This window comes from Burkholderia ubonensis, from assembly GCF_902833085.1.
Taxonomy (GTDB): domain Bacteria; phylum Pseudomonadota; class Gammaproteobacteria; order Burkholderiales; family Burkholderiaceae; genus Burkholderia; species Burkholderia ubonensis.
Window position 1 is genome coordinate 397,011 of sequence record NZ_CADFEB010000005.1, and the last position, 25,507, is coordinate 422,517.

27 protein-coding genes are annotated in these 25,507 nt (G+C 68.9%); 8 read left to right on the forward strand and 19 right to left on the reverse strand.

Translation table 11 applies throughout. The features are described from left to right. Positions 1-38 precede the first annotated feature (38 nt). Positions 39-944: a 2-hydroxy-3-oxopropionate reductase gene (locus tag HWX31_RS16260; RefSeq protein ID WP_174966012.1), complete on the forward strand. Its 906-nt coding sequence runs from the start codon at positions 39-41 to the stop codon at positions 942-944. 438 nt (positions 945-1,382) lie between these two features. Continuing rightward, a complete protein-coding gene (lysM, locus tag HWX31_RS16265) occupies positions 1,383-1,853 on the forward strand; it encodes a peptidoglycan-binding protein LysM (protein ID WP_069273061.1) in 471 nt (156 codons plus the stop codon). Positions 1,854-1,933: 80 nt separating this feature from the next. Here the strand turns inward: lysM and HWX31_RS16270 are convergent, their stop codons facing one another. After that, positions 1,934-2,953 (reverse strand): asparaginase, encoded by a 1,020-nt coding sequence (locus HWX31_RS16270; RefSeq protein WP_174966011.1) that lies wholly within the window; start codon positions 2,951-2,953, stop codon positions 1,934-1,936. 257 nt (positions 2,954-3,210) lie between these two features. Between HWX31_RS16270 and HWX31_RS16275 the strand changes: the two genes are divergently transcribed. The 3 genes from HWX31_RS16275 to HWX31_RS16285 all read left to right on the forward strand — a co-directional run bounded on the left by HWX31_RS16275 (position 3,211) and on the right by HWX31_RS16285 (position 5,071). Beyond that, on the forward strand, positions 3,211-3,501 hold the full coding sequence (locus HWX31_RS16275; protein ID WP_059618118.1) for a PsiF family protein: 291 nt from the start codon (positions 3,211-3,213) through the stop codon (positions 3,499-3,501). 303 nt (positions 3,502-3,804) lie between these two features. Further along, positions 3,805-4,245 carry a hypothetical protein gene (locus HWX31_RS16280; RefSeq protein ID WP_174966010.1) on the forward strand — a complete coding sequence of 147 codons (441 nt, stop codon included), beginning with the start codon at positions 3,805-3,807 and terminating at the stop codon, positions 4,243-4,245. A gap of 238 nt (positions 4,246-4,483) precedes the next feature. Beyond that, a complete protein-coding gene (locus HWX31_RS16285; RefSeq protein ID WP_076475032.1) occupies positions 4,484-5,071 on the forward strand; it encodes a BPSL1445 family SYLF domain-containing lipoprotein in 588 nt (195 codons plus the stop codon). Between the two features lie 74 nt (positions 5,072-5,145). Here the strand turns inward: HWX31_RS16285 and HWX31_RS16290 are convergent, their stop codons facing one another. The 9 genes from HWX31_RS16290 to mltG form a co-directional block, all read right to left on the reverse strand. Then, on the reverse strand, positions 5,146-6,210 hold the full coding sequence (locus HWX31_RS16290; protein ID WP_059611654.1) for a glycosyltransferase family 4 protein: 1,065 nt from the start codon (positions 6,208-6,210) through the stop codon (positions 5,146-5,148). Between the two features lie 170 nt (positions 6,211-6,380). Continuing rightward, positions 6,381-7,559, reverse strand: coding sequence for an AAA family ATPase (locus tag HWX31_RS16295; protein WP_174966009.1), 1,179 nt, complete (start codon positions 7,557-7,559; stop codon positions 6,381-6,383). A 13-nt stretch (positions 7,560-7,572) separates the two neighbouring features. Beyond that, on the reverse strand, positions 7,573-8,745 hold the full coding sequence (locus HWX31_RS16300) for a mechanosensitive ion channel family protein (RefSeq protein WP_174966008.1): 1,173 nt from the start codon (positions 8,743-8,745) through the stop codon (positions 7,573-7,575). 100 nt (positions 8,746-8,845) lie between these two features. After that, positions 8,846-9,202 (reverse strand): Rap1a/Tai family immunity protein, encoded by a 357-nt coding sequence (locus HWX31_RS16305; RefSeq protein WP_029226518.1) that lies wholly within the window; start codon positions 9,200-9,202, stop codon positions 8,846-8,848. A 79-nt stretch (positions 9,203-9,281) separates the two neighbouring features. Continuing rightward, on the reverse strand, positions 9,282-9,989 hold the full coding sequence (locus HWX31_RS16310; protein WP_059775423.1) for an ankyrin repeat domain-containing protein: 708 nt from the start codon (positions 9,987-9,989) through the stop codon (positions 9,282-9,284). Between the two features lie 46 nt (positions 9,990-10,035). Beyond that, on the reverse strand, positions 10,036-10,815 hold the full coding sequence (locus HWX31_RS16315) for a TatD family hydrolase (RefSeq protein ID WP_059832727.1): 780 nt from the start codon (positions 10,813-10,815) through the stop codon (positions 10,036-10,038). Between the two features lie 90 nt (positions 10,816-10,905). Beyond that, the gene (locus tag HWX31_RS16320; protein ID WP_175933943.1) at positions 10,906-11,934 is read right to left on the reverse strand and encodes a DNA polymerase III subunit delta'; all 1,029 of its coding nucleotides are present in this window, start codon (positions 11,932-11,934) and stop codon (positions 10,906-10,908) included. Positions 11,935-11,970: 36 nt separating this feature from the next. Continuing rightward, complete coding sequence (tmk, locus tag HWX31_RS16325; RefSeq protein WP_059662583.1) at positions 11,971-12,591, reverse strand: dTMP kinase; 621 nt, start codon at positions 12,589-12,591, stop codon at positions 11,971-11,973. Then, entirely contained in the window at positions 12,591-13,610 is a 1,020-nt protein-coding gene (mltG, locus tag HWX31_RS16330; RefSeq protein ID WP_059527630.1) for an endolytic transglycosylase MltG, read from the reverse strand. The genes tmk and mltG overlap by 1 nt, the downstream gene beginning before the upstream one ends. A 77-nt stretch (positions 13,611-13,687) precedes the next feature. Here mltG and ygfZ point away from each other — a divergent pair, with 77 nt between their 5' ends. Together ygfZ and HWX31_RS16340 are read left to right on the forward strand one after the other, a co-directional pair. Next, complete coding sequence (ygfZ, locus tag HWX31_RS16335; protein WP_174965833.1) at positions 13,688-14,722, forward strand: CAF17-like 4Fe-4S cluster assembly/insertion protein YgfZ; 1,035 nt, start codon at positions 13,688-13,690, stop codon at positions 14,720-14,722. A 76-nt stretch (positions 14,723-14,798) separates the two neighbouring features. Beyond that, positions 14,799-15,644: an NRDE family protein gene (locus HWX31_RS16340; protein WP_059527637.1), complete on the forward strand. Its 846-nt coding sequence runs from the start codon at positions 14,799-14,801 to the stop codon at positions 15,642-15,644. A 3-nt stretch (positions 15,645-15,647) separates the two neighbouring features. On the opposite strand, the gene HWX31_RS16345 is transcribed toward HWX31_RS16340, so the two are convergent. The 5 genes from HWX31_RS16345 to HWX31_RS16365 all read right to left on the reverse strand — a co-directional run bounded on the left by HWX31_RS16345 (position 15,648) and on the right by HWX31_RS16365 (position 19,035). Continuing rightward, positions 15,648-16,088, reverse strand: a complete 441-nt coding sequence (locus tag HWX31_RS16345) for a GNAT family N-acetyltransferase (RefSeq protein WP_174965834.1) — start codon at positions 16,086-16,088, stop codon at positions 15,648-15,650. 39 nt (positions 16,089-16,127) lie between these two features. Then, complete coding sequence (locus HWX31_RS16350; protein WP_059611570.1) at positions 16,128-17,087, reverse strand: alpha/beta hydrolase; 960 nt, start codon at positions 17,085-17,087, stop codon at positions 16,128-16,130. 64 nt (positions 17,088-17,151) lie between these two features. Continuing rightward, entirely contained in the window at positions 17,152-18,150 is a 999-nt protein-coding gene (locus HWX31_RS16355) for an NADP-dependent oxidoreductase (RefSeq protein WP_174965835.1), read from the reverse strand. Between the two features lie 94 nt (positions 18,151-18,244). Beyond that, positions 18,245-18,724, reverse strand: a complete 480-nt coding sequence (locus tag HWX31_RS16360; RefSeq protein WP_059611658.1) for a PaaI family thioesterase — start codon at positions 18,722-18,724, stop codon at positions 18,245-18,247. After that, positions 18,724-19,035, reverse strand: a complete 312-nt coding sequence (locus HWX31_RS16365; protein ID WP_042584210.1) for a Dabb family protein — start codon at positions 19,033-19,035, stop codon at positions 18,724-18,726. The genes HWX31_RS16360 and HWX31_RS16365 overlap by 1 nt, the downstream gene beginning before the upstream one ends. A gap of 178 nt (positions 19,036-19,213) precedes the next feature. Here HWX31_RS16365 and HWX31_RS16370 point away from each other — a divergent pair, with 178 nt between their 5' ends. After that, the gene (locus tag HWX31_RS16370; protein ID WP_174965836.1) at positions 19,214-19,612 is read left to right on the forward strand and encodes a hypothetical protein; all 399 of its coding nucleotides are present in this window, start codon (positions 19,214-19,216) and stop codon (positions 19,610-19,612) included. Between the two features lie 42 nt (positions 19,613-19,654). Here HWX31_RS16370 and HWX31_RS16375 read toward each other — a convergent pair whose 3' ends face one another. The 4 genes from HWX31_RS16375 to HWX31_RS16390 form a co-directional block, all read right to left on the reverse strand. Further along, a complete protein-coding gene (locus tag HWX31_RS16375) occupies positions 19,655-21,103 on the reverse strand; it encodes a GGDEF domain-containing protein (protein WP_174965837.1) in 1,449 nt (482 codons plus the stop codon). A 326-nt stretch (positions 21,104-21,429) separates the two neighbouring features. Then, entirely contained in the window at positions 21,430-22,608 is a 1,179-nt protein-coding gene (locus HWX31_RS16380) for an acetyl-CoA C-acyltransferase (protein ID WP_174965838.1), read from the reverse strand. Between the two features lie 46 nt (positions 22,609-22,654). Next, positions 22,655-23,287 carry a bifunctional nicotinamidase/pyrazinamidase gene (pncA, locus tag HWX31_RS16385; RefSeq protein WP_059611660.1) on the reverse strand — a complete coding sequence of 211 codons (633 nt, stop codon included), beginning with the start codon at positions 23,285-23,287 and terminating at the stop codon, positions 22,655-22,657. Positions 23,288-23,338: 51 nt separating this feature from the next. Continuing rightward, on the reverse strand, positions 23,339-25,423 hold the full coding sequence (locus HWX31_RS16390) for a 3-hydroxyacyl-CoA dehydrogenase NAD-binding domain-containing protein (RefSeq protein ID WP_174965839.1): 2,085 nt from the start codon (positions 25,421-25,423) through the stop codon (positions 23,339-23,341). Positions 25,424-25,507 lie beyond the last annotated feature (84 nt).

Below are 25,507 nucleotides of genomic sequence, written 5' to 3' on the forward strand. Positions count from 1 at the left end.
CGCCCATTCCGTCATCGCCCCTATAAGGAGACACTCATATGGCAACCATCGGTTTCATCGGCCTCGGCATCATGGGCGCGCACATGGCGCGCAACCTGCTCAAGGGCGACCATCAACTCGTCGTGAACGGCGCGTTTCCGGTGCCGGACGACCTGCGGGCGAGCGCAAAGGTCGTCGCGAACTCGACTGAAGTCGCGAAGCACGCGGACATCATCATCTCGATGGTTCCGGACACGCCCGACGTGCGCAACGTGCTGTTCGCGGACGACGGCGTCGCGAAGGGCCTCGCCGCCGGCAAGCTCGTGATCGACATGAGCTCGATCTCGCCGCTCGACACGCAGGCATTCGCGAAGGACATCAACGCGCTCGGCTGCGACTACCTCGACGCGCCGGTGTCCGGCGGCGAAGTCGGCGCGCGCGAGGCGACGCTGACGATCATGGTCGGCGGCCCGGAGCAGGCCTTCGAGCGCGCGAAGCCGCTGTTCGAGCTGATGGGCAGGAACATCACGCTCGTGGGCGACAACGGCGCGGGCCAGACCTGCAAGGTCGCGAACCAGATCATCGTCGCGCTGAACATCGAGGCCGTCGGCGAAGCGCTGCTGTTCGCCGCCCGCTCGGGCGCCGATCCGGAGCGCGTGCGCCAGGCGCTGATGGGCGGCTTCGCCGCCTCGCGCATCCTCGAAGTGCACGGCGCGCGGATGACGAAGCGCACGTTCGATCCGGGCTTCCGCATCGAGCTGCACCAGAAGGACCTGAATCTCGCGCTCGACGGCGCGCGCAAGCTCGGCCTCGCGCTGCCGCATACCGCGAGCGCGCAGCAGCTGTTCAGCGTCTGCGCGTCGCACGGCGGCAAGGCCTGGGATCACTCGGCGCTCGTGCGCGCGCTCGAGATCATGTCGAACTTCGAGATCGCGCAGCCGCACGCGCAAGCCAAGGTCGCCTGACGCAACCCGCGCGCCGTCCGCGGTCATCGCGGACGCGCGCACACGCCACACTTGCGGTTCCGCGTGCCGGACCGCATCGATGCGCGCGTCATCGCGCATCACCGTGGGGCGCCCCGCCACGCATCGCAGCCCGCGTGCGACGGGGCGAAAAACGCCGCTCTGGGCTGAGAGCGGCGAGGTGGGGTCCGCAGCGGCACCCGGCGACGCCGGGGAAGCCTTGGTCGGTCAGACGTCGTCGTCGGGTGTCCGTCTGTCGGATTTCACGTCTTACACTTCTTTACGTTCACGCATGCAATAAGTCATGCAATCGTCGCCGTGAACGCCTACACTTTCGCCACGCCTTTCGAGAAAACCGCCGCGCGCGCATTCGTGCCAGCGCGGTGTTTTTTTCGCCACTTCACGGCGCGTTTTCTTTTCAACCACCTAGGGAGTGCAACGATGGGTCTTCTTTCGTTTATCAAAGAGGCGGGTGAAAAACTGCTGGGTCATGCCGACGCGCAAGCGGCGGAAGATCCGAATGCCGCAAACCAGACCGCGGCCGATGCGATCAAGAATTACATCAACACGCAAGGCCTCGACACGTCGAACCTGACTGTCGCGTTCGACGGCGCGTCGCGCACCGTGACGCTGTCGGGCAGCGTCGCCGATCTCGACACGAAGGCCAAGGTCAAGGTCGCGGCCGGCAACGTGCAGGGCGTCGCGGGCGTCAACGACGACGATCTCCAGCCGGACGATCCGGAAGTCCAGTACCACGACGTCGTGTCCGGCGACAATCTGTGGAAGATCGCCGAGAAGTACTACGGCGACGGCACGAAGAACACCGCGATCTTCGAAGCGAACAAGCCGATGCTGTCGAGCCCCGACCGCATCTATCCGGGCCAGAAGCTCGTGATTCCGCCGCAGTCCTGATCGCTCGCTCAGGAACGCAAAAGGAAAAGGCAGGCCGATCGGCCTGCCTTTTGCATTGACGCCGGACGCAACGCGTCCGGTCAGTAGGTGTCGAACAAGCGCTGCAGGTCGTCGCGCGCGCCGATCCCGTTCGCGAGCGCAAGCATCAGCAGCACGCGCGCCTTGAACGGGTTCAGCGAGCCCGCGCTCACGAAGCCGAGCGCGTCGTCGCAGGCCGCGCCGTTCTTCATCACGTGCCCCGAGCCGACCCGAGACGCGCGGACCACGGCGACACCCTGCTTCACCGCATCGGCGAGCGCCGCCTGCAGCGTCGCATGGATCGAGCCGTTGCCGGTGCCCGCGACGACGAGCCCGCGCACGCCTGCCGCGACGAGCGCATCGACGGCGATGCGCGTGACACCCGCATAGCTGGCAACAACCTCGACCGCCGGCCATGCATTACGCATCGCCAGTTGCGAATCGTGCGGACGCGTCACGCGCCGCGCGAATTCGACGCGGCCGTCCTGCACCCAGCCGAGCGCGCCGAGTTCCGGCGACTGGAACGCATCGACCGCATACGTGCTCGTCTTCACGACGTCGCGCGCGCCATGGATCCGGTTGTTGAATGCGACCAGCACGCCTTGCCCGCGCGCCGCCGGGTGAGCCGCGACCGTCACCGCGTTGAGCAGGTTGAGCGGGCCGTCGGACGACAGCGCGGTCGCCGGGCGCATCGCCGCGGTCAGCACGACCGGCTTGTCGCCCTGCACGGTCAGGTGCAGCGCGTAGGCGGTTTCCTCGAGCGTGTCGGTGCCGTGCGTGATCACGATGCCGTCGACGGCGTCGTCGGCCATCAGCGCGCCGATGCGCGCGGCCAGCGTGTTCCACAGCGGCAGCGCGAGATCCTTGCTGTCGATGCTGGCGACCTGTTCGGCGTCGATGCGCGCGACGGACGCGAGCGCCGGCACGGCGTCGAGCAGGAAGTTGACGCCGAGCGCGCCGGCCTGGTAGCCGGCCGTGCTGGCGGCGTCGGGCGCGGCCCCGGCGATGGTGCCGCCGGTGGCGAGGACGGCGATGCGCGGCAGGGCCGGCGGCGAAGCGGAAGCGGAATGCGGAGTATTCATGGGCGCGATTGTAATGGCTCGCGATCCGGGCACGATAGCCCGGCCGCGCCCGGTGCGTGCGCATCATGGTTTGTCCCGATCGCCCGCCTGCGCTTTTCGTCAACGCCGGTGCGGCCCGCCACGTTATAGAAAGTGCTGTTTTGGTGTTTTCACATTGATTCGCCATAATCGGAGCGCGCGGCGCGATGCGTCCCCGCTATGCGTCCCGCTTCGCGTTTGGCGTCAATAAAACGCAGTTCACCCCATGGGAGTGTCAAATGAAAATCCAATCGCTCGTAGCCGCACTGCTCGTCGGCGGCATGCTCGCTTCCCCCGCATTCGCGGCGAACAGCCAGCAGGACAAGATGAAGGCCTGTAACACCCAGGCAGCCGGCAAGACGGGCGACGAACGCAAGGCATTCATGAAGGACTGCCTGTCGGCGAAGCCGGCGAAGGCGATGTCGCAACAGGACAAGATGAAGGCCTGCAACAAGGACGCCGCCGGCAAGAAGGGCGACGAGCGCAAGGCGTTCATGAAGAGCTGCCTGACCGCTCAGCCGGCCGCCTGATTCCGGCCTCGTCATCAATGCCGCGCACCGTTTCGACGGGCGCGGCATTGTTGTTTTCGTTGCATGCGCATCAACATCCGGTCGCGCGGATGACGGGCTCGCCGCCGCCCGTCGGCCGCAGCGCGGCCCTCCCGACGACGGCTTTCCGTGCCGGCTCCGGCCCGCCGCGCGCCCCCCGCACATGATGCGGCAATTCGCCGCGTTTTCTTCTATGATGGCTGCAATGCGGCCCATCCAAGCATAAGAAGCGCCATCGGGCCGCCCTCGACACGGACGCGCACGCCGCGTCAAACGGAGGCTTGGATGGCATGGAGACAACACCGCTGGTTCCGCCGCTGGGTGATCGTGATCGTGTTCTGGGCCGTCCCCGTCGCGATCGTCGCCGTGCGCGAGATCCGCGAGGAAATGGCCTACAACAAGGCGGACCTGCAACTCGCGCTGACCACCTGGCAGCTCACCGATGCGCAGCGCGCCGCCGGCGCCGCCGCGCGCTGTCACGGCGACCCTGACGAAGCGCGCGCGGCCGGCTGCCCCGCCGACGTGCTCACCGCCAATGCCCCCCGCCAGAAGGCCGCGCGCGATGAGTACGTGGTGCGCCGCAACACGCTCGCGAGCTACCTGTGGCATGCATTCGTCGGCTATTGGGTCGTGCCGGCCGCGTTCCTGTTCGCGTGCGGCGTCGTCATCGCGCTGATCCGTCGCGCGCTGCGACGGCCCCCGATCAAGCCGCCGGTGCCGCACTGACGCGTGCATCGCCGCACCGCGCCCGCCCTCCCCCTGGCCTGCAAGCCGCCGGCGCATGCGCCGCGCCGGCGAGCGCGTGCGCGCCGTTCGTTGACGGATGGCGACACAACTTGACGATTTGACGCTTTTTCACTTCCGAGTAAAAAGCCTCCCGTAATCCGCTGTGATATAACTGCCGACGTGATCCGCCCCTTGAACGGCGCGACTCACGCTGAACATCACCCGATGGAGAACAACGATGCAAAAACGGAATCTCGCACTGAAAGCCGCCGCCGCGCTCATCGTCGGCAGCCTCGCGCTCGCCGGTTGCACCACGACCCCCGACAAGCCCGACACCGCCGCGACCAGTGCGTCGAAGCGCCAGGCGATCGATTCGAGCGTCGACGCGACGCTGTCGCGCCTGTATTCCACGGTCAAGGGCTCGCGTGAGCTCGTCGCGAAATCGCGCGGCGTGCTGGTGTTCCCTGAAGTGCTCCAGGCCGGCTTCATCGTCGGCGGCCAGTCCGGCAACGGCGCGCTGCGCGTCGGCGGCAGCACGGTCGGCTACTACAACACGTCGTCGCTGTCGGTCGGCCTGCAGGCGGGCGCGCAATCGAAGGCGATCGTGTTCCTGTTCATGACGCAGGAATCGCTCGACGAATTCCGCGGCTCGGACGGCTGGGCCGCCGGCGCGGGCGCGTCGGTCGCGCTGGTGAAGATGGGCGCGAACGGCGCGATCGACACCAACACGGCCACCGCGCCGGTGCAGGTGATCGTGCTGACGAACGCCGGCCTGATGGGCGACGTGTCGATCAACGGCACGAAGGTCACCAAGCTGAAGATCTGACGCACGCTGCCCATGTGCAAACGGCGATGCCCACGCGGGCATCGCCGTTTTTTTTTGCGCCTGCGCGACACGCGTCAGGTCGTCGAATCGATCACCTTGAAGCGCGCGCGCTTCTGCGCGCGGATCATCGACTGATAGACGTCGACGTACTCCTGCGCCATCCGGCGCGACGTGAAGCGCTCCTCGAAGCGCTGCCGCACGCGCGCGCGCGGCAGCAGGCGCAGCCGGTTGACGGCCGCGACCGCGCTGATCTCGTCCTCGACGATGAAGCCCGACACACCCTCGTCCAGCACCTCCGGCACCGAGCCGCGATTGAACGCGATCACCGGCGTGCCGCACGCCATCGCCTCGACCATCACGAGGCCGAACGGCTCCGGCCAGTCGATCGGGAACAGCAGCGCATGCGCGCCCGACAGGAATTCCGCTTTCTGGTGATCGGCGATCTCGCCGATGAATTCGACGTGCGGCAGCGCGAACAGCGGCTTGATCTCGCGTTCGAAATACTCCTGGTCGGCCGCGTCGATCTTGGCTGCGACCTTGATCGGCAGCCCGCACTGCTGCGCGATGCGGATCGCCGTGTCGACGCGCTTTTCCGGCGAGATGCGGCCGAGGAACGCGAGATAGCGCGGCTCGACCGGCTGCGGCGTGTAGAGCGTCTCCGGCAGCCCGTGATAGACCGTCGTCAGCCATTTCGCCTGCGGCAGCGGCTGGCGCTGCGCGTTCGAGATCGAGATCACCGGCGCGGTGTTGAACGTGTCGAACACCGGCTGCTGCTCGGGCAGGTCGAGCCGGCCGTGCAGCGTCGTCACGTACGGCACTTCCTGGCGGTTGAAGACCGAGAACGAGTAATAGTCCATGTGGAAATGCAGGACGTCGAAGTCCTTCGCGCGGCGCGCGACCGTTTCCATCAGCAGCATGTGCGGCGCGATCCGGTCGCGGATCGACGAGTCGAGCCGCAGCGCGCGCGGCCACACCGGCTCGAGCTTCGCGCGCGTCGTCGAATCGCCGCTCGCGAACAGCGTCACGTCGTGACCGAGGTCGACGAGCGCCTCGGTGATGTACGACACGACGCGCTCCGTGCCGCCGTACAGCTTCGGCGGCACCGACTCGGTCAACGGGGCGATCTGGGCAATTCTCATGATCCACGTCTCCAAAGGGTCGGCGCAGCACCGCCCGAATATCTCATTATTAGCGATCCGGCCGGGACACACCGGAGGTCTTGCATTTTATGGGTGTTGTTACAGACCGGATACACTCGGCCGCCCTGCCGATACAGGGGTCGGAGCCCCGGCGGACGACGCGCCGCGCGTCAGCGCGACGGCCACTTCCACGGCGGCAGGTCCCGCGTGTCGGCATCGACGAGCCCGGTCGCGCCGAGCCGCTTGTCGAGCACGAGCGACTCGCAGCCGGCCTCGCGCTCGAGCGTCGCGATCAGCCGCGCCGCGTGCGACACGACGATTACCTGCGAATGCCGCGCCGCCTGTGCGATCAGGCGGCCGAGCGCCGGCAGCAGGTCCGGATGCAGGCTCGTCTCCGGTTCGTTCAGCACCATCAGCGCGGGCGGCCGAGGCGTCAGGAGCGCCGCCGCGAGCAGCAGGTAGCGCAGCGTGCCGTCCGACAGCTCGGCGGCCGCCAGCGGGCGCAGCAGCCCCGGCTGGCACATCAGCACCTCGAAGCGGCCGCGGGCGCCCGGATTGTCGATCTCGACCGACGCGCCCGGAAACGCGTCGTCGATCGCCGCGTCGAGCGCCGCGCCGTCGCCGATCTCGCGGATCGTCTGCAGTGCGGCGGCAAGGTCGGCGCCGTCGTCCGCGAGCACGGGGGTGTGGGTGCCGATGTGCGACTGCCGCGCGGGCGCCTGCGCGTCGGTACGGAAATGATCGTAGAAGCGCCACGAGCGGATCCGCTCGCGCACCGCGATCATCTCCGGCGCGCCGCGCGGGTCAGCGAACTCCGTCATCATGCTGTCGAAGCTCGCGACCGGCTGCGGGACGGTCGACCAGTCGCCCGACGCGTCGCGCGCACGGATCTGCGCGCCCTGCCGGTCGACCAGCAGCGTCGACGGCCGTAACGCCGGCCCGCTCCAGATGCATTCGCGCTTGACGACCGGATCGAGCCCGAATACCGAGCCGCCGCCCGGAGCCGGCAACCCGAGATCGATCGCATAGCCGAAATCGTCGCACGCGAACCCGAGCTTGAGACTCACCGGCCCGTTGCGCACCGTGCCGGTGACGGGCGTGTCGCCCGCCAGCATCGACCGCGAGAACCGCTCGGGGCCGGCCCACAGCGTCGACGGCAGCCCGCCCTCGCGGGCCAGCGACGGGATCACGCGGCCCTGCGCGGTGTCGGCGAGCAGCCGCAGCGCGCGGTACACGCTCGACTTGCCGCTGCCGTTCGGCCCCGTCACGACGTTCAGCGCCGCGAGCGGCACGATCAGTTCGCGCAGCGAGCGGTAGTTGGCAATGGCGAGCGTATGGAGTGCCGTCATGATCGGGAGCGGGTCAGCGTCCGTCGACGGCCTGCGGATCGGCCGCGGTATTCGCCGCCGTGCTGGCGGCAGGCGCGCGTTCGCGCGGGCGCACGGGGTTCGGCGCGTCCGGCGCCGAGGCGTGCGGAAACAGCTCGGTGCGGCTGCGCGGCAGGCACTGCGGGTAATGCGACTGGATGTACGCGATCAGCCCCTCGCGCACGCGGCAGCGCAGGTCGAAGCACAGCGACGAATCCGCCGCGCTGACGAGCGCGCGCAGCTGCATCGTGCGCTCGGTCGCGTCGGTCACCTGCAGCACCTGCACGCGGCCGTCCCATTCGGGTGCGTGCTGGACGAGCCGCGCGAGCTCCTCGCGCAGCGGCGCGAGCGGCGTCCGGTAGTCGACGGACAGGAATACCGTGCCGATGATTTCGGCGCTGTTGCGCGTCCAGTTCGCGAACGGATTCTCGATGAACCATTGCAGCGGCACGACGAGCCGCCGCTGGTCCCACAGTCGCACCGACACGTAGGTGCCGGTGATTTCCTCGATGCGCCCCCACTCGCCCTGGATCACGACGACGTCGTCGAGCCGGATCGGCTGCGTCAGCGCGATCTGCAGGCCCGCGATCAGGTTGCCGAGCACCGGGCGCGCGGCGATGCCGGCGACGAGGCCCGCGACCCCGGCCGACGCGAGCAGGCTCGCGCCGACCTGGCGCACGTTCGGGAACGTCATCAGCGCGGCGCCGGTGCCGACGATCACGATCAGCACCATCACGGTCCGCGACAGCACGCGCGCCTGCGTATGGATGCGACGCGCCTGCAGGTTGTCCGCCGTGTCCAGCGGATGCGCCAGGATGATCGCCTCGCAGACAGCGGCCGCGAGCCGCGCGAGCAGCCAGGTCAGCGCCACGATCGTGCCGACGGCCGCCGCGGTGCGCATGCCGCGCACGAACGGCACGCCGTCGTCGGCCTGCAGCCAGACAAATTCGAGCGTGAGCAGCGCGAGCGTGACGAGCGACGGCTTGTCGATGTAGCGCAGTTCCACGCTCAGCATCGGATAGGGGCTCGCGAGGCGCTTGACGATGCGCGCGCCGATCCGGTGCGCGGCCGCGCCGACCAGCAGGATGACGGCCGACACGATCAGCGTGCCGAGCCACGAATGCAATGGCGCATCGGCGATGCGCCGCAGTTCCTCGAGTGAAATCATCGACGCCTGAGCCTCTTCGGTTCAGGAGGCGCGTCATGCGCCTCGTCCTGGATGCATCGGCGACGCCCGGGCGCGGCACGCGCCCGGACACGGCTTCGGGTCAGTTGCCGCCCCTGCAGGGAAACGCCTTGCCGAGACCGAGCGATACCGCGGTGCTCGCGTTGTAGTCGGCCAGCTTCGGATTTTCCGCGATGTACTTGCGCACCGCGTCGGTCATCTGCTGCGCCTTGATATCGGGCGGCAGGCAGAAATACTGGCCGACGCGCGGCCCGGTGGTGCCGCCGATCGCGTCGATCGTGTTGTAGACGCCGTCGGCAGCGCCTTCGATGTAGGCCGCGCACGACGCCCGCGATTTCACGTCCGTCTTCGCGCACAGCCGATCGAGATCCGCGCCCGTGAAAGCCGCCGCCGACAACGGCACGGCGAACGCCGCGGCACAAAACATAGCCCGCAACATGGTGTTCCTTATGTCAATGCGACCCGGGGCCGCCGGCCGCGCCTGGCCGGCCGCGCCTAGCCGGCCGCGCCCAAAACCGCTATTTTGCACTCTTTTGGGCATTGCCCGGCGTCGCCGCGCCGATACGCTCGGTGCGCTTGCTCAGGATGTCGATGGCATCCGGCGCCTTGTAGTGCTTCGCGAACTCCAGCGCGGTGATGCCGAGCTGGTTCTTCACCTGCGGATCGGCGCCCTGGTCGAGCAGCAGGTTGACCGTCGACGCGTGGTTGCCGCGCGCCGCCATCATCAGCGGCGTCGTGCCGTTCGGCGACGCGGTGTCGATATAGGCGTCGTGATCGAGCAGCACCTTGACGACCGCGTCCTGGCCGTTGGTGGCCGCGTAGTGCAGCGGCGCCCAGCCCTTCTTGCTGACCTCCGCGCCCTTGTCGATCAGGAGCTTCACGAGACCGACGTCGCCGTTCAGCGATGCGAGCATCAGCGCGTTCTCGCCCGCCTTGTCTTCCTTCTCGAGGTCGACGTTCGGCGCCGCGGCGAGCGCCGCCGCCACCTTGTCGGACTTCTCGCGCGCGGCGATCACGATGAGCGGATCGCCGTTCGGCGCGAGCGTGTTCGGATCGAGGCCGTTCTTCAGCTGCTTGCCGATATCGGCAATGTCGTCGAACTTGACCGCCTTGACGATCGCTTCGAGCGACTCCGCGTGCGCGCCGGCGGCCGCGAACAGCCCGCCCGCGACCAGCGCGGCGGCGACGAGCGCACGTTTCGGCAGATGTTTGATCGGCTTGGTCATTGTTGTGGGCTCCTTCCCCTGGGTTGTCGGCTGTGTCGCGCCGCCGTCAGCGGGCGATCTTGAACAGCCGGAAAAAGTTCTGCGTCGTCGCATCGGCCAGCGCCTCGACGGCGATGCCGCGCTCGGATGCGATAAAGCGTCCGACATGACTGACGTACGCAGGTTCATTCGGCTTGCCGCGATACGGCACCGGCGCGAGATACGGCGAATCGGTCTCGATCAGCAGCCGGTCGAGCGGCACGCGGCGCGCGACGTCCTGCACGTCGGTCGCGTTCTTGAACGTGACGATCCCCGACAGCGAGATGTGGAAGTTCTGCGCGAGCGCCTGCTCCGCGACCGGCCACGGCTCGGTGAAGCAGTGCATCACGCCGCCCGGCACCTCCGCGCGCTCCTCGGCCATGATCCGCAGCGTGTCCTCCGACGACGACCGCGTATGGATGATCAACGGCTTCAGCGTCGCGTGCGCGGCGCGAATGTGCGTGCGGAAGCGCTCGCGCTGCCACTCCATGTCGGCGATCGAGCGGCCTTCGAGGCGGTAGTAGTCGAGGCCCGTCTCGCCGATCGCGACGACCTTCGGGTGCGCGGCCAGCTCGATCAGCTCGGCGAGCGTCGGCTCCCGCGCGTCCTCGTGGTCGGGATGCACGCCGACCGACGCGTAGACGTTGTCGTGCGCCTCCGCGATCGCGAGCACCTCGGGCAAGGTCTCGAAATCGACGGACACGCACAGCGCGTGCGTGACGTCGTGCTCGCGCATGTTCTCGAGCACCGCCGGCAGGCGGTCCGCGAGACCCTTGAAATTGATGTGGCAGTGAGAATCGACGAACATCGTGTTTCCTGAATGCGGGTGACGGGCGGCCGCTCGGGCCGCGCGCCGCCGGTTATGCGCCCTGTGCGCGGTCGAGCCGCTTGCCGGCGCTCACGCGAACATTTCACGGTATCCGAGAAACAGTTCCTCGAATACCAGCCGCGCGTTGAGCGGATGGTTTTCGACCATCCGCTGGCGCGTCACGGTCTTCATGAAGCGCGCGAACGCATTCGCGTCGAGCGCGTCCGCGCAGCGCGCGAGCGCGGCGGCATGGACCGGGAAATAGCGCGGCGCGCCCGCCATCCGCTGCGCGAGCAGGTCGTACAGCCAGCGCTGCAGCCAGCCGAGCACGAGCGGCACCGGCAGCTTCTGCAGCGCCTCGCCGCACGCGAACGGGTCGCACCCCGCGCCGGCCGCGAGCTGGCCGAGCGTGAAGTCGCGCAGCGGCCGGTTCTCGTCGCTCGCGAGCGCCAGCGCCGCGAGCGGCGCGCCGCCCGCCTCGGCCAGCAGCGCCGGCGCGTCCGCGACGCCCTGCGCGGCCAGCCACGCGGCGGCCTCGTCCGGCGCCGGCACCGTCATCGGCCATTGCCGGCAGCGGCTGATGATGGTCGGCAGCAGGCGGTCGATGCGCGCCGACACGAGCAGGAACACGACGCCTGCCGGCGGCTCCTCCAGCGTCTTCAGCAGCGCGTTCGACGCGGCGACGTTCAGCGCCTCGGCCGGATACAGCACGACGACGCGCGCCCCGCCGCGGTGCGAGCCGACGCCGCAGAAATCCAGCAGCGCGCGCACCTGCTCGATCTTGATTTCCTTGCTCGGCGCGCGGGTCTTCTTGCCGCCTTCGTCGGCATCCGCCGGCTTGGCGTCATCCGCCGCGCCCGGCGCTTCGCCGGCGAGCGCTTCCGGCAGCACGATCCGATAGTCGGGATGGTTGCCCTGAGCGAACCACGTGCAGGCCGCGCACGTGCCGCACGGCTCGCCGTTTGCCTGGCGGGTTTCGCACAGGAAGCCCTGCGCGAGATGCTGCGCGAACTGCAGCTTGCCGATCCCGGCCTGGCCGTGCAGCAGCAGCGCATGCGGCCATTGCGCGCGCAGTTGCTGCAGGCGGTTCCAGTCATCGGTCTGCCACGGATAGATCATGTGTGTTCCAAAGGTAAGCGAAGCGGCCGTCCGGAATTACAGCGCGGCGAGCACGCCTTCGAGCTGCCTGCGGATCTCGGGGATCGACTGCGTCGCATCGACGATCGCGAAACGGTGCGGCGCCTCGGCCGCGCGCCGCAGGTATTCGCCGCGCGTACGCGCGAAAAATGCGTCGGATTCGCTCTCGAACTTGTCGGGCATCCGCGCCGCGCCGCGCCGCTCGCTCGCGACCTGCGGCGCGACGTCGAACAGCACGGTCAGGTCCGGCTGGAAGCCGCCCTGCACCCAGCGCTCGAGCGCCTCGAGCTTGTCGCGCGGCAGCCCGCGGCCGCCGCCCTGGTACGCGAACGTCGCGTCGGTGAAGCGGTCGGACACGACCCAGTCGCCGCGCGCGAGCGCGGGCTCGATCACGAGCGCGAGGTGCTCGCGCCGTGCGGCGAACATCAGCAGCGCCTCGGTCTCGAGGTCCATCGGCTGGTTCAGCAGGATCTCGCGCAGCTTCTCGCCGAGCTGCGTGCCGCCCGGCTCGCGCGTGACGACGACCTGCCGGCCGGCGCCGGCCAGCTTGTCCTGGAGACGTTCGCAGAACCAGTCCAGGTGGGTGGTCTTCCCCGCCCCGTCGATGCCTTCGAACGTGATGAATCTACCGCGCGCCATCATTGACCTCGTATGTATTTGTCCACGGCCTTGTTGTGGTCGTTGAGCGAGTCGGAAAACACGCTCGTGCCGTCGCCCTTCGCGACGAAGTAGAGCGCGCTCGTCGCCGCCGGATTGATCGCCGCCTGCAGCGCCGCGACGCCGGGCAGTGCGATCGGCGTCGGCGGCAGCCCGCGCCGGGTGTACGTATTGTAGGGAGTGTCGGCCTGCAGGTCGCGCTTGCGCAGGCGGCCGTCATACGCGTCGCCGAGCCCGTAGATCACCGACGGATCGGTCTGCAGCGGCATGCCGATGCGCAGCCGGTTCGCGAACACCGCCGCGACGAATGCGCGATCCGCCGCATGCCCGGTTTCCTTCTCGACGATCGACGCGATCGTCAGCGCTTCGTAAGGCGTCTTGTACGGCAGGCCCGGCGCGCGCGCCGCCCATGCCTCGTCGAGACGCGTCTGCATCAGGCGGTACGCGCGCCGGTAGATGTTCAGGTCGACCGTGCCCTTGTCGAACAGGTAGGTATCGGGAAAGAACAGCCCTTCGCCGCTGCCCCGCCTGACCGCGCTGTCCGGCGCGCCGATCGCGCGCAGCAGGTCGGCGTCGCTCATGCCGGCGGTGGTGTGCACGAGATCCGGATTCCCGTCGAGTTCCGCGCGCATCCGCTTGAAGGTCCAGCCTTCGATCACGGTCGCGACGTATTCGTTGACGTCGCCGCGCGCGATCTTCTGCAGCACGTCGTACGGCGTGATGCCGCTCTTGAATTCGTAGTTGCCGGACTTGAGCTGGCTGGACAGGCCGAGCACGCGCGTCATCGCGACGAACGCGAACGGCTCGACGGGCACGCCGCCGCGCTTGAGCTGCTGCGCGACGCTCTTCACGCTGCTGCGCGGCTTGATCGTGACGTCGAGCGGCGCGGCGCCGAGCAGCAGCGGGCGGGTTGCCCAGTAATACGCGCCGCCCGCGCCGGCGGCGACCACAACGACGGCCAGCGCCGCAACCGTTGCGGCGCATTTCTTCAGTAGGGACATGGAAACGTGACTCGGGTAAGACCCATATAATACTTGCTCGCCTCCGTCAAAGTCAGGGTTGACTGTTCCCTCATTCCATGAGCACACCGTTCGCTTCACCGGCTGCCCAGGCCGCACCCGCCCCGCTTCCCGTGTTCCCCCGTCCGCCGGCCGCCGATTTCGACGCGGCGGGCGCGTACATGCCGCTGCCGCAGTTCGGCGTGATCGACGTCGCCGGCGACGATGCCGCGACGTTCCTGCACACCCAGCTGACCAACGACATCGAGCACCTCGACGCCGCGAGCGCGCGGCTCGCCGGCTACTGCTCGCCGAAGGGGCGCCTGCTCGCGTCGTTCCTCGCGTGGCGGTCCGGCCATGACGTGCGCCTGCTGGTCTCGAAGGACGTGCAGGCCGCGGTGCAGAAGCGGCTGTCGATGTTCGTGCTGCGCGCGAAGGCGAAGCTCGCGGACGCCAGCGACGCGCTTGCCGTGGTCGGCTTCGCCGGCGACGTGCGCGCCGCGCTGTCGGGCATCTTCGACGCGCTGCCGGACGGCGTGCACGTGAAGGTCGACGGCCCCGCCGGCGCGCTGATCCGCATGCCGGACGCCGCCGGCAAGCGGCGCTACCTGTGGATCGGGCCGCGCGCGGAAGTCGACACGCGGCTCGCCGCGCTCGACGGCAAGCTGCCCGCCGTGTCGCCGGCCGTGTGGGACTGGCTCGACATCCGCGCGGGCGAGCCGCGCGTCACGCAGCCGGCCGTCGAGCAGTTCGTGCCGCAGATGATCAATTTCGACGTGATCGGCGCGGTGAATTTCCGCAAGGGCTGCTATCCGGGCCAGGAAATCGTCGCTCGCAGCCAGTATCGCGGCACGATCAAGCGCCGCACCGCGCTCGCGCACGCCGCGGGCGACACCGATACGGTGCGCGCCGGCATCGAGCTGTTCCACAGCGACGACCCCGGCCAGCCGTGCGGGATGGTCGTGAACGCGGCGGCCGCACCGGCCGGCGGCATCGACGCACTCGTCGAGATCAAGCTCGCCGCGCTGGAAAGCGGCAGCGTGCATCTCGGCGCGGCTGACGGCCCGGCGCTCGCGTTCGAGCCGCTGCCCTACGCATGGCCGACGGAGGCTTGACCGGCCATCCCAACGTTCAGGCGCCGGCCCGCGCGGTGCGGCCGGCGGCCGAGGTTCGAAGCGAGAAATTTGCCCGATGTGTCTGATTGCCTTCGACTGGCAGCCCGATGCCGCCGCCGGTCCCGTGTTCACCCTGGTCGCCAACCGCGACGAGTTCTTCCGTCGCACCAGTGCGCCGCTGTCGTGGTGGGAGGACGTGCCCGGCCTGCTGGCCGGCCGCGATCTCGAAGCCGGCGGCACGTGGCTCGGCGTGTCGCGCGACGGCCGCTTCGCGGCGCTCACGAACTACCGCGCGCCGTTCGACATCCGCGCGGGCGCGCCGACCCGCGGCAAGCTCGTGTCCGATTACCTCGGCGGGCAGCCGGTCGCGCCGCTCGACTACCTCGCGCGGCTCGCCGAGCATGCCGCGGTGTACAACGGCTTCAACCTGCTGGTCGGCGACTGGAAGCGGCGCGAGCTCGCGTGGTTCTGCAACCGCGCGGCGGAAGACGCGGCCGGCGTCGACGCGCCCGCGCTCGTGCCGGCCGGCGTGCATGCGCTGTCGAACGGGCGGCTCGACACGCCCTGGCCGAAAGTGGTGCGCAAGCGCGCCGAACTCGGCACGCTGCTGACCGACGACCCGACACCCCCGCTCGACGACCTGATCGCGCTGATGCGCGACCCGCACATCGCCGCGGACGACGCGCTGCCGCATACGGGCATCCCGCTCGAGCGCGAGCGCGCGCTGTCCGCCGCATTCATCGAGACGCCCGAATACGGCACACGCGGCACCACCGCGCTGCGGGTCACGATGAAGGAAGGCGTGCGGCTGACGGTGGAAATCAAGGAACGCTGCGACGACGACGGCTCGCACCGCATCGTCCGTCCCGGCGCGTTCGAGCGCGCGTTCACGTTCGACATCGACGCGACGCAGGCGCGTTGACGCTCACGGCGCGCGCGTCATCTCGACGTGCCGCACGCCGGCCTCGACGAACCATTCGCCGATCGTCGAGAAGCCATGCCGCACATAGAACGGCACGGCCGTCTCCTGCGCATATAGCCGCACGGCAGGCTCGCCGCGGCGCCGCGCCTCGTTCAGCAGCGCCTGCAGCACCGCCGAGCCGGCGCCCTGCCCGCGCGCGTCGGCCAGCACCGAGACCCGCCCGATCGTGCCCGACGGCAGCAGCCGCCCGGTCGCGATCGCGCGGCGCGCGCCCGTCGCCGCGTCGATCCGGTACGCGACGGCATGGCGCGACAGCGGATCGTCGTCGTCGAGCTCCCACTCCGGCGGAATACGCTGCTCGCGCACGAACACCGCGTCGCGAATGCGCGCGGCGTCGCCGCCCAGCATCGTCCAGTCGCCCGTCTCCACCTCGCAGTCCGTCATTGCGCATCCTCCGCGCGGCCGCGCCGCCGTCAAAGGTCGTCAAGCGTCGTCGAATGCCGCCTTCAGCGCCGCGACCGCATCCGCATGCGCGGCGAGCACTTCAGGCACGTAGCCGCCCATCTTGAAGAATTCGTGAATCATCCCCGCATAGCAGGTCAGCGTGACCGCGTTGCCGGCCGCGCGCAGCTTGTCCGCATACGCGACACCCTCGTCGCTCAACGGATCGTATTCGGCGGTCGCGATCCACGCCGGCGCGACGCCCGCGAACGACGGTGCGCCACGCGTGCCGTCGAGCGGCGCGAAACGCCAGTCGTCGCGATCGGACGGATCGCGCACGTATTGCGAGAAGAACCACTGGATCGTGTCCTGCGACAGCAGATAGCCGTTCGCGAGCCGCGCATGCGAGTCGGTCTGCTGGTGGCCGGTCACGCCGGGATAGATCAGCAGCTGCAGCGCGAGCCGGATGCCCGCGTCGCGCGCGAGCACCGCGCAGACGGTCGCGAGCGTGCCGCCCGCGCTGTCGCCGCCGACCGCGAGCCGCGCCGCGTCGATGCCGAACGCGCCCGCCTCGCGATGCAGCCAGCGCAGCGCGTCGTCCGCGTCGTTCGCCGCGGTCGGAAACTTGTGCTCCGGCGCGAGCCGGTAGCCGACCGACAGCACCGCGCATTGCGCGTCGCGCGCGAACATCCGGCACAGCGCGTCATGCGTGTCGATGCTGCCGACCGTGAAGCCGCCGCCGTGGTAGTACACGAGCGCCGGCAGCGGCTCCGCGAGGCTCGGCGCGACCGGCAGGTACAGGCGCGCGCCGATCGACCGGCCGTCGCGCGTCGGCACGACGCAGTCCTCGACCGAGTGCATCGGCGCCTGCGCGACGTCGAGGATCGGCGCGCTCTTCTCGTACGCCGCGCGCGCCTGCTGCGGCGTCTGATGATGATAGGACGGACGTCTGGCCCGCTCGACCATGTCGAGTATCTGGGCGATCTTCGGATTCAGCGGCATCGGCAAGCGGGCGCGAGAACGGCGCGGGAACGGTCGACAAGCGCCGTATCATGCCACGCCCGCGTCATACGAGCTGCACGAGCTGCTTGCCGAAGTTGCGGCCTTTCAGCATCCCGAGGAACGCTTCGGGCGCGCGCTCGAGCCCGTACGCGATCGACTCGCGGTAGTGCAGGTGTTTCGACGCGACGAGCTCGGTCAGCTCCGCGAGCGCAGGCGGCCACGCGTCCGGATGCTCGAACACGATGAAGCCCTGCATTTTCAGCCGCGAGCGCAGGATCAGCGCCGGCGCCGCCAACGGCGCGCTCGCGCCGTCGTACGCGGCGATCATCCCGCACACGGCGATGCGGCCGAACGCATTCATCCGCGCCATCGTCGCGTCGAGCACCGCGCCGCCGACGTTCTCGAAGCACCCGTCGACGCCGTCGGGCGTCGCGGCCGCGAGGTCGTCGACGAGCCGGCCTGCCTTGTAGTCGACGCACGCGTCGAAGCCGAGCGCCTCGACGACGTAGCGGCACTTGTCCGGACCGCCCGCGATGCCGACCGCGCGGCACCCGGCGCGCTTCGCGAGCTGGCCCACGACGCTGCCGACCGCGCCGCTCGCCGCGCTCACGACGACCGTTTCGCCCGCCCTCGGCACGATGATCCGGTTCAGCCCGTACCACGCGGTGACGCCCGGCATCCCGGTCACGCCGAGGCTCGCCGACAGCGGCACGCGCGACGTATCGACCTTGCGCAGCCCATGGCCGTTCGACGTGCCGTATTCCTGCCAGCCGAGCGCGCCGACCACGCGATCGCCGACCGCAAACCCGGGATGCCGCGACTCGATCACCTCGCCCGCGGTGCCGCCGATCATCACTTCGTTCAGCGGCTGCGGCTGCGCATACGACTTCGCGTCGTTCATGCGGCCGCGCATGTACGGATCGAGCGACAGGAAGTGATTGCGCACCCGCACTTCGCCGTTGGCGAGCGGCGCGAGCGGGGTCTCGACGAGCCGGAAGTTGTCGACGCTCGCCGCGCCCTGCGGACGCGACACGAGCAGGATCTGACGATTGACGATGCTCATCGCTGCCTCCAGTCCCATGCCTCGCGGCCGCGCGGAACGCGCGCCGCAAGAAAAAACGGCCCTGCCGGACAGGCAGGGCCGCACGTCGCCGCGCTTACGCGTCGCTCGGGCCGGGATGCGCGTCCGGCGCGGTGCGGTTGCGTTGCCGGCGGATGTCGCGGCCTACCGCGATTCGCTTCATGTACTTGAACGTACCGAGCGCCTTCGCGACGAAATGCCCTTCGCTGTCGCGCACCTCGCCTTCGCAGTACGCCATCGTCGTCGAGCGGTGCATCACGCGCCCGTACGCGCGCAACTCGCCGCGCCCGGGCTGCATGAAGTTCACCTTCATCTCGACCGTGACGACGCCGACACCGTCGTCGGTCAGGCTGCGCGCGGCCATCGCGAGCGCGACGTCCGCGAGCGTCATCGTCACGCCGCCGTGCGCGATGCTCCACGTGTTCATGTGCCGTTCGTCGAGCGGCAACAGGATCTCGCTGTTGCCGTCCTTCGCGGACACGAGCTGCACGCCGAGCATGTCGACGAACGGGCTCTCGATCTGCGGGCCGCCCGCCTGCTGTGCCGCGCCGCTCATCATGCCGCGTCGACGAGGTAGTCGATGCACTGGCGCGCTTCGCGCACCGCGCCGACGAATTTCTTCACTTCCTCGTGCACCGGATGCACCTGGTACGCGTCGAGCGCCGCCTGGTCGACGAAGTCGGACACCAGCACGACGTCGTAGGTCGCTTCGAGGCCCGGCGTCGCGAGACCGACTTCGAGATGAAGAACGCCCGGCACGATGTCGCGGCACGCTTCGAGCTTCTCCTTCAGCCTGAGCGCGTTCTGCGCGCGCGTCGCGCCTTCCGCGGTTTCCTTCAGTTTCCACATGACGATATGTCGGATCACTTCGTTTGCTCCAGTTTCAGGTCGTGATGGTTTGCCATTGTGGCTCAAACCTCGTCGACCGGGAATCCTGCCCCACCCGGCTCGCCAACCGGACGGATGGACGGACAAACGCGAGGCTACGTCATCCGCGCCGGTTGGCTACACTGCCGACTTGTCCCCGTTACGCGAAACGCACGCCATGAATCGCCCGCCCTATCTCTCGCACGCCGCGCTGCTGGAACTGGCCCACCAATCGGCCGCCGTGTCGTCGTCGTGTACCTGCACGAAAACACCGCTCGACGGATGGACGAGCCTGCCGCTGTCGCTGCCGGAAGATCAACTGGAAGTGGTCGGAACGCTCGTGGCGCCGGACGAGACCGACGAACCGACCTTCGAGGAACATCATCCGGCCGGAACGCGCTACTGGTCCGCGGATGCGCCGATCGCCGCGCGTCATTTCCCGTACAACCGCAGCAACGTCTGCCGGTGCCGGCCATGCGGGCGCGTGTACCTGCGTTACCAGGAGGGCGGCGGCTACTTCATCGATCAGCGGATTCGCGCACTGAAGCCGGAACTGATCGTCGATGCAGGCGGCTGACGCTTTCGCATCGCTCCATCACCCGACTCGCCCCAATCGCCGTCAATGCGCAACGACGCGATTGCGCCCTTCGCGCTTCGCCTGATACAGCCGCTCGTCCACCGCACGCAGCAGCGCGTCCACCGTGCTGCCGTCGATCCCGTACTGCGCGACGCCGACGCTGACCGTCACCTGCACCCGCTTGAAATCGAGCCCGAACGGCGCGCTCGCGATCGACGAGCGCAGGCGCTCGGCCGTCATCCGCGCCCCCTCGAGCGGCATCTCCGGCAACAGCGCCATGAACTCCTCGCCGCCGACCCGCGCAATCCCGCCCGCCGGCCGGACCACGAACTCGTCGCCACCGCCCCGCGCGGTCCCGCTCCCCGGCCGGATCGCCTCGATGCATTGCCGCACGACGCCGCGCAGCACCTCGTCGCCGATCTGGTGCCCGTACGCGTCGTTGATGTTCTTGAAGTTGTCGAGATCGAACGCGAGCAGCGAAAACGGCGTGCCGTCGCGTTCCGCGCGCTGGATCTCGCGTTCGACGAGGCCGATGAACTGGCGGCGGTTCGACGCGCCCGTCAGCGGGTCGGTCGCGGCCAGGTATTCGAGTTTCTGGTTGGTGCGCCGCAGTTCCTGCAACGCGCTCTCGGTGCGCGACATCGATTCCGACAGCCGGCTCATCAGGTCTTCCTGGCTGTAGATCGCCGAAAACGAACGGGTGGTCTGCAGCGCCTGCACGACGCCGTAGCTCAGCAGGAAGAACCCGCCCGCGAAGATCGCATGCGCGAGCCACCACATGTGGTTCCACGGCTTGCCGAGAATGAACGCGAGCGACGACAGCGCAAACGCCGTGATCGACATCCCGTAGATCGCCATCAGCGGCGAGCGGATGCGCCGCGCGAGCAGCACGCCGACGTTGAGCATCGAGAACACCATCGCGCCGCCCTCCATCGACAGGCGGGTGCCGAGCACGCCGGCGACAGGCGAATACGCGATATACGCAACCGCGGCATCGACGCCCAGGAAGAACACGACCCACGGCAGCCAGGTACGCAGGCTCGTGCGCCGGTCAACGCGATCGGACGGCCGCGAATACGACATCAGGCCGGTCAGCAGCAGGATCGCCATCACGAGCCGCGACGCCGGGCCGTACAGCAGGAACAGCCAGATGTTGTGATGCGCCATCCCGGTGAAGAGGCCGTGCAGCGCATAGATCATCGCGAAGCCGAGAAAGCCGAGCGTCAGCCAGCGCAGCAGCGGTTCGCCGGACGAGCGGTAGCACACCCACGTCACGTACGTGACGAAGGCGCCCTCGAGCGTGGCCGCGGCAATCGCGAGTTCATGGAACGCGTGGTTCTCGAACGTCAGGTGCGGATCGCCGAAGAACCACAGGTATGCGATGAGATAGGCCGGCAGCAGCGCGAATCCGATCAGCAGGCATTTCGCGTAGATCTTCGCGACGGCGCTGACGGCGCGCGGCGGCTCGCTTGCGGTGTATGTCGTGCTCAATTCGGCCCCCGATCGATCCGCTGCGTTGTTCGAATACGAAAGACGCCGGACCACGACACACCGCCCGCCCCCACTTACGGGCATGCGCGGCGACCGTCCGCGCGACGCGCTATCCGGCCCCTAATACCGAAAGGCAAATGTCAGAGGCTAGTATAGGTGGGGCGATTCGTTTGACAAGTAAGGGGAAACGGCATCGGTGCAGCCACGCGGATTGATTCTCGTCCGTATCGGATCGCGCGGATTGGACGCGTTGCCGTATCCGGGGAGAGGCTCGCCCGGGCGGTTGCGCAGCCGGCGTGCGAACACGTACGCCGGCTGCGCCGAGGTCAGACGATTTCGAACAGGCCGGCCGCGCCCTGCCCGCCGCCGATGCACATCGTCACGACCGCATATTTCACGCCGCGCCGCTTGCCTTCGATCAGCGCATGGCCGGTCAGGCGCGCGCCCGACACGCCGTACGGATGCCCGACCGCGATCGCGCCGCCGTTCACGTTGAGCCGGTCCTCGGGAATGCCGAGCGTATCGCGGCAATACAGCACCTGCACCGCGAACGCCTCGTTGAGCTCCCACAGGCCGATGTCATCGACCTTCAGCCCGGCCTGCTTCAGCAGCTTCGGCACCGCGAACACCGGGCCGATGCCCATCTCGTCCGGCTCGCAGCCGGCGACCGCGAAGCCGCGGAACACGCCGAGCGGCTGCAGGCCTTCCTTCTGCGCGGCATCGGCGCTCATCACCACGCACGCGGACGCGCCGTCGGAGAACTGGCTCGCGTTGCCGGCGGTGATCACGCCGCCCGGCACGGCCGAGCGGATCTGCGACACGCCGTCGAGCGTCGTGTCCGGCCGGATGCCTTCGTCGGCCGACACCGTCACTTCCTTCGTGAAGAGCCGCCCGGTCGCCTTGTCGGCAATGCCGGCGCGCACGGTGATCGGCACGATCTCGGCATCGAAGCGCCCCGCCGCCTGCGCAGCCGCCGCCCTCAGCTGCGACTGCACGCCGTATTCGTCCTGCCGCTCCTTCGAGATCCCGTAGCGCTTCGCGACGTTCTCGGCGGTCTGCAGCATGTTCCAGTAGATCTCCGGCTTGTGTTCGAGCAGCCAGCCCTCGTGCATCATGTGCCGGTTCATTTCGTTCTGCACGCACGAGATCGACTCGACGCCGCCCGCGACATACACGTCGCCTTCGCCCGCGATGATCCGCTGCGCGGCGAGCGCGATCGTCTGCAGCCCGGACGAGCAGAAGCGGTTCACCGTCATGCCCGGCACGCTCACCGGCAGCCCCGCGCGCAGCGCGATCTGGCGCGCGATATTGACGCCCGTCGCGCCTTCCGGGTTCGCACAGCCCATGATCACGTCCTCGACGCGCGCGGGGTCGAGCCCGGTGCGTTCGAGCGCGGCGGCGACCACGTGGCCGCCGAGCGTCGCACCGTGCGTCATGTTGAAGGCCCCACGCCACGATTTCGCCAGCGGCGTGCGCGCAGTCGATACGATTACGGCTTCGGTCATGCGAGTCTCCTTCCTGTTCCTGCTTCCTGATGAATGAGTGAATGCGCTACGCCGCCGGGCGCGCGCCGGCCGACGTGACCCGCGTCACGCCCGCCGCCTGCAGCTGTTGCCATGCGTTCGCGAGTGACCCGTTCAGGTCGATCGCGCGACATGCGTCGTCGATCACCGCCGCGTCGAAGCCCGCTGCCCGCGCGTCGAGCGCCGACCATGCGACGCAATAGTCGGTCGCGAGCCCGCAGCACCACACGCGCTTCGCGCCGAGTTCGCGCAGGTAGCCGGCGAGGCCCGTGCGCGTCGTGCGATCGGCTTCGACGAAGGCCGAATAGCTGTCGACCTGCGCGTCGCCGCCCTTGCGGATCACGAGCCGCGCGTGCGGAATGTCGAGGTCGCGATGCAGCGCCGCGCCGTCGGTGTCCTGCACGCAGTGCACGGGCCACAGCACCTGTTCGCCGTACGGCAGCGCGAGGGTCGAGAACGGCTCGCGCCCCGGATGGTTCGCCGCGAACGACACGTGGTCGCGCGGATGCCAGTCCTGCGTCAGCACCACCTGGTCGAAACGCGCGGCGAGCGCATTGATGACCGGCACGACCGCATCGCCGTCCGGCACCGCGAGCGCGCCGCCGGGCATGAAGTCGTATTGCACGTCGATCACGAGCAGAACGTCGTCGGTGTGTTTCATCGCGTTTCTCCTGTAGGCGCCGCTCGGCAGCACGGCGGCACGGCAGCGCAGTCAGCCGTTGAAACCGCGTCCGGCCTGCGCGAGTTCGGCGATCGACGGCGCAAGCTGCCACGCGTCGCCGTTCGCGGCGGCCGCATAGCGGCGGATCGCCCGCTCGACGTTGTAGAGGCCGACCGTGTCCGCGTACAGCATCGGGCCGCCGCGCCACAGCGGGAAGCCGTAGCCGGTCAGGTACACCATGTCGATGTCGGACGCCTTTGACGCGATCTTCTCCTCGAGAATCTTCGCGCCTTCGTTGACGAGCGCGAACACGAGCCGCTCGACGATCTCGTCGTCGCCGATCTTGCGCCGCGCGACGCCGCGCTCCTGCGAATACGCGACGATCATCTCGTCGACGAGCGCCGACGGCTTCGCCTTGCGCTCGCCCGGCGCGTAGTCGTACCAGCCCGCGCCGGTCTTCTGGCCGAAGCGGCCCTGCTCGCACAGGCGATCGGCGATCTTCGAGTAATGGAGGTCCGGCTTCTCGACGTAGCGGCGCTTGCGGATCGCCCAGCCGATGTCGTTGCCGGCGAGGTCGCTCATCCGGAACGGGCCCATCGCGAAGCCGAACTTTTCGATCGCGCGGTCGACCTGCGCGGGCAGCGCGCCTTCCTCGACCAGGAACAGCGCCTGGCGGATGTACTGCTCGATCATCCGGTTGCCGATGAAGCCGTCGCACACGCCCGACACCACCGCGGTCTTGCGGATCTTCTTCGCGATCGCCATCACGGTCGCGAGCACGTCCTTCGCAGTCGCCTCGCCGCGCACGACCTCGAGCAGCTTCATCACGTTCGCCGGGCTGAAGAAATGCATGCCGACGACGTCCTGCGGCCGCTTCGTGAACGCGGCGATCCTGTTCACGTCGAGCGTCGACGTGTTCGACGCGAGGATCGCGCCCGGCTTCGCGACTTCGTCGAGCTGGCGGAACACCTGCTCTTTCACGCCGAGCTCCTCGAACACGGCCTCGATGATCAGGTCGGCGTCCTTCAGGTCGGCGTAGGACAGCGTCGGCGTGATCAGCGCCATGCGCGCGTCGAGCTTCTCCTGCGTGAGCTTGCCCTTCTTCACCTGCGCGTCGTAATTCTTGCGGATCGTCGCCAGCCCGCGCTCGAGCGCGTCCTGCTTCGTTTCGAGCAGCGTGACGGGCAGGCCCGCGTTCACGAAGTTCATCGCGATGCCGCCGCCCATCGTGCCCGCGCCGATCACCGCGACCTGGCGGACCTCGCGCACCGGCGTATCGGCCGGCACGTCGGGGATCTTGCTCGCCGCGCGCTCGCCGAAGAACGCATGCCGCAGCGCACGGCATTCCGGCGTCATCATCAGCGCGACGAAGCCGTCGCGCTCCGCGATGACACCTTTGTCGAAGCCGTGCAGCACACCCGCCTCGATCGCGTCGATGCACTTGTGCGGCGCAGGGAAGTTCGGCGCGGCGGCCTTCGCCGAGTTGCGCGCGAACTGGATGAAGCCCGCGGCGTTCTCGTGGACGATCTTGCGGTCGCGCACGCGCGGATGCGGCCCCGCCTGCGCGCCGACCTTGCGGGCGAACGCGACGGCCGCGTCGAGCAGGTCGCCCTCGGCCATTTCGTCGAACAGCCCGCTCTTCGCGAGCTGCTCGGACGGCACCGGCGCGCCCGACACGATCATGTTCAGCGCGGTCTCGAGCCCGACCGCGCGCGGCAGGCGCTGCGTGCCGCCCGCGCCCGGCAGCAGACCGAGCTTGACCTCCGGCAGCGCGATCTGCGCGCCGGGCGCCGCGATCCGGTAATGCGCGCCGAGCGCGAGCTCGAGGCCGCCGCCCATCGCGACGCTGTGGATCGCGACGACGACCGGCTTCGCGCTCGCTTCCACCGTGCGGATCACGGTGTGCAGCGTCGGCTCCTGCAGCGCCTTCGGGGTATTGAATTCGGTGATGTCGGCGCCGCCCGAGAAGGCGCGGCCCGCGCCCGTCAGCACGATCGCAGCGACCGCCGGATCCTGCGCGGCGCGATCGAGCCCTTCCATGATGCCGAGCCGGGTCGACAGACCGAGCCCGTTGACGGGCGGATTGTTGAGCGTGATGACGGCGACGCCGTCGCGAATCGAGTAATCCACTGCCATCTGTCTGCCTCCATGCGTCGCGCGCCGGGGTGGCTGCGCTTCATTGTGCGCGGGTGAACAGCCGCTTGTCCAAGACGAACGGAG

Excerpts from the sequence above, each read along its gene's own strand:
- HWX31_RS16260 (WP_174966012.1), top strand. The coding sequence starts at position 39 with ATGGCAACCATCGGTTTCATCGGCCTCGGCATCATGGGCGCGCACATG.
- lysM (WP_069273061.1), top strand. The coding sequence starts at position 1,383 with ATGGGTCTTCTTTCGTTTATCAAAGAGGCGGGTGAAAAACTGCTGGGT.
- HWX31_RS16270 (WP_174966011.1), bottom strand. The coding sequence starts at position 2,953 with ATGAATACTCCGCATTCCGCTTCCGCTTCGCCGCCGGCCCTGCCGCGC.
- HWX31_RS16275 (WP_059618118.1), top strand. The coding sequence starts at position 3,211 with ATGAAAATCCAATCGCTCGTAGCCGCACTGCTCGTCGGCGGCATGCTC.
- HWX31_RS16280 (WP_174966010.1), top strand. The coding sequence starts at position 3,805 with ATGGCATGGAGACAACACCGCTGGTTCCGCCGCTGGGTGATCGTGATC.
- HWX31_RS16285 (WP_076475032.1), top strand. The coding sequence starts at position 4,484 with ATGCAAAAACGGAATCTCGCACTGAAAGCCGCCGCCGCGCTCATCGTC.
- HWX31_RS16290 (WP_059611654.1), bottom strand. The coding sequence starts at position 6,210 with ATGAGAATTGCCCAGATCGCCCCGTTGACCGAGTCGGTGCCGCCGAAG.
- HWX31_RS16295 (WP_174966009.1), bottom strand. The coding sequence starts at position 7,559 with ATGACGGCACTCCATACGCTCGCCATTGCCAACTACCGCTCGCTGCGC.
- HWX31_RS16300 (WP_174966008.1), bottom strand. The coding sequence starts at position 8,745 with ATGATTTCACTCGAGGAACTGCGGCGCATCGCCGATGCGCCATTGCAT.
- HWX31_RS16305 (WP_029226518.1), bottom strand. The coding sequence starts at position 9,202 with ATGTTGCGGGCTATGTTTTGTGCCGCGGCGTTCGCCGTGCCGTTGTCG.
- HWX31_RS16310 (WP_059775423.1), bottom strand. The coding sequence starts at position 9,989 with ATGACCAAGCCGATCAAACATCTGCCGAAACGTGCGCTCGTCGCCGCC.
- HWX31_RS16315 (WP_059832727.1), bottom strand. The coding sequence starts at position 10,815 with ATGTTCGTCGATTCTCACTGCCACATCAATTTCAAGGGTCTCGCGGAC.
- HWX31_RS16320 (WP_175933943.1), bottom strand. The coding sequence starts at position 11,934 with ATGATCTATCCGTGGCAGACCGATGACTGGAACCGCCTGCAGCAACTG.
- tmk (WP_059662583.1), bottom strand. The coding sequence starts at position 12,591 with ATGGCGCGCGGTAGATTCATCACGTTCGAAGGCATCGACGGGGCGGGG.
- mltG (WP_059527630.1), bottom strand. The coding sequence starts at position 13,610 with ATGTCCCTACTGAAGAAATGCGCCGCAACGGTTGCGGCGCTGGCCGTC.
- ygfZ (WP_174965833.1), top strand. The coding sequence starts at position 13,688 with ATGAGCACACCGTTCGCTTCACCGGCTGCCCAGGCCGCACCCGCCCCG.
- HWX31_RS16340 (WP_059527637.1), top strand. The coding sequence starts at position 14,799 with ATGTGTCTGATTGCCTTCGACTGGCAGCCCGATGCCGCCGCCGGTCCC.
- HWX31_RS16345 (WP_174965834.1), bottom strand. The coding sequence starts at position 16,088 with ATGACGGACTGCGAGGTGGAGACGGGCGACTGGACGATGCTGGGCGGC.
- HWX31_RS16350 (WP_059611570.1), bottom strand. The coding sequence starts at position 17,087 with ATGCCGCTGAATCCGAAGATCGCCCAGATACTCGACATGGTCGAGCGG.
- HWX31_RS16355 (WP_174965835.1), bottom strand. The coding sequence starts at position 18,150 with ATGAGCATCGTCAATCGTCAGATCCTGCTCGTGTCGCGTCCGCAGGGC.
- HWX31_RS16360 (WP_059611658.1), bottom strand. The coding sequence starts at position 18,724 with ATGAGCGGCGCGGCACAGCAGGCGGGCGGCCCGCAGATCGAGAGCCCG.
- HWX31_RS16370 (WP_174965836.1), top strand. The coding sequence starts at position 19,214 with ATGAATCGCCCGCCCTATCTCTCGCACGCCGCGCTGCTGGAACTGGCC.
- HWX31_RS16380 (WP_174965838.1), bottom strand. The coding sequence starts at position 22,608 with ATGACCGAAGCCGTAATCGTATCGACTGCGCGCACGCCGCTGGCGAAA.
- pncA (WP_059611660.1), bottom strand. The coding sequence starts at position 23,287 with ATGAAACACACCGACGACGTTCTGCTCGTGATCGACGTGCAATACGAC.
- HWX31_RS16390 (WP_174965839.1), bottom strand. The coding sequence starts at position 25,423 with ATGGCAGTGGATTACTCGATTCGCGACGGCGTCGCCGTCATCACGCTC.